2 protein-coding genes are annotated in these 1,899 nt (G+C 72.1%); both read right to left on the bottom strand.

Annotated features, from left to right (window positions below):
- Positions 1–29: 29 nt before the first annotated feature.
- Entirely contained in the window at positions 30–665 is a 636-nt protein-coding gene (locus AOZ49_RS31505) for a class I SAM-dependent methyltransferase (protein ID WP_054479840.1), read from the bottom strand.
- On the bottom strand, positions 662–1,899 hold a 1,238-nt coding region (locus AOZ49_RS31500; protein ID WP_054479834.1), incomplete at its 5' end, for a lytic murein transglycosylase. The genes AOZ49_RS31505 and AOZ49_RS31500, both read right to left, overlap by 4 nt.

The following is a 1,899-nucleotide window of genomic DNA, read 5'->3' as shown; positions in this document are numbered from 1 at the left end:
CCCCCCCCCGCCATCGGGGCATCATCACCCTAGTCGCGCCGCAGGCCCAGGAAGCTCCAGTGCACGTCGGCGCGGTCCAGCATGTCTTCGCGCGTGACGCAGTGATGCGCCGACAGGCCATGGCCGGCCGCCAGCGCGATGGTCTCGTCGGCCGACACGTCGAACATGCGCCGGCCCGGCGGCACCGGGCCGTGGCGCAGCGACATCAGGATCTGGCCGCCGGGCGCCAGCAGGGCCGCCAGCGCCGCCATGCCACGGGCGCGCTCGTCCGCGTCCAGATGCATCCACACGGCGGTCAGCATGATGACGTCGAACGCGCGTCCCCGCAGGCCGTCCAGGTCCGGCAGCGCATCGTCGACCCATTCCAGGTTGGGCAGCGCGTGGCGCCGCTGGCCCTCGCGCCGCAGCTCGGGCGTGGGCTCGGCCGCCACCACCTGGTGGCCCATGCGGGCCAGCGCGGCGGCGTCGCGGCCCGAACCAGCGCCGATGTCGGCGATGCGCGACGGCGTGGACGGGATCAGGTGCGCCACGTCGCGATGGACGTCGGCGAAGGCGATGCTCTCGTACTGCGCGGCCAGGGCCGCGGCGTTCTCGCCGTAGCCCTGGGTGCCCGAGACCACCACCCCGTCAACGCCAATGGCTTGCGCGGGATCGGCGGCGCTCATTTGGCCTTGAGCGCGTCGTAGATGCGCTTGCCGACGCGGCCGTCCTGCGGCAGGTTGCGCTTTTCCTGTTCGGCGCGCACCGCGTCGCGGGTCTTGGCGCCGGGAATGCCGTCGGCGGTGCCGACGTCATAGCCGCGGGCGTTGAGCATCTCCTGCACTTCCTTGATCTGCGCGCGCGACAGGCCGGGGTCGTCCGTCGGCCAGGCCGTGGCCAGCGCCGGGCCGCCCTGCAGGCGGTTCAGCAGCAGCGACACCGCCAACCCGTAGCGGCGCGACTGGTTGTAGTGCAGGATCGCGTCGAAATTGACGGTGGCCAGGAACACCGGGCCCTTGGCGCCGGTGGGCGCGAACAGGTAGGCCTGCTGATCGTTGCCGCTGGCCAGCTTGAGCGCGGAGCCGTCGCCCTGCTTCAGGCCCGCCTGGGCCCACTGCGCGATGGTGCGGCGGTCCTGCGAGCCGACGTATTCGGCGTCGGGCGCGGGCGGAATGGCGGCGGCCACGTCGGCCGGCACGCGCACTTCCACCACCGCGGGCAGGCCATGGGTCCATTTGGCGCGGCGCTTGCGCAGGTGGTTGGCGGTCGAGGCCAGGGCGTCGGGCAGCGAGTTGTACAGATCGATCTTGCCGTCGCCATCGCCGTCGGCCGCCAGCTCGTAGAACGAGGTGGGGATGAACTGCGTCATGCCGAAGGCGCCGCTCCAGGAGCCGACAAAGTTGTCGGCCGGCACCACGCCGTCGCGCAGCAGGCGCACGGAGGCGTAGGCGTTCTTTTCCCAGAGCGTCTTGTTCTCGGTGCAGGCGCGGGTCAGCCAGGCGTTGAGCACGTCGGTCTTGCCGACCTGGCGGCCGTAGTTGGTCTCGATGCCGAAGATGGCGACCAGCGTGGCCGGGTCGACCTGGTACTGCTGGCTGATGTCGCCCAGCTGCTTGCCGTACTTGGCCAGCACCGCGCGGCCATCGGCCACGCGCTCGTCGTCGACGGTCTTGGCGATGTAGTCCCACCAGCTTTCGCGGCCCTCGGGCTGGCCCTGGGCGGACGCCACGGTGGTGGGCAGCAGCTTGGCCTTGGCGGTGTATTTGTCCCAGTCGGCCAGGGTCAGGCCGTTGGCGGTGGCGCCCTTGCGCAGCTTGGCGATACACGCCTTGGTGTCGAGCTCGGTCGGGATGATGACGGTGGGCGCGGCGGGGGCCGCGGTCGCGGCGGGCGCCTGGGCCGGCGCCGCGGCGGGCGCGG

It is taken from the genome of Achromobacter sp. 2789STDY5608615, assembly GCF_001298995.1.
Classification (GTDB): Bacteria; Pseudomonadota; Gammaproteobacteria; order Burkholderiales; family Burkholderiaceae_B; genus Achromobacter; species Achromobacter insuavis.
Note: the sequence above shows the minus strand (reverse complement) of the source record. Positions and strands in the feature narration are given on the sequence as shown.

Bases quoted from the DNA above. Each gene is read 5' to 3' on its own strand.
- AOZ49_RS31505 (WP_054479840.1), bottom strand. From the start codon at position 665: ATGAGCGCCGCCGATCCCGCGCAAGCCATTGGCGTTGACGGGGTGGTG.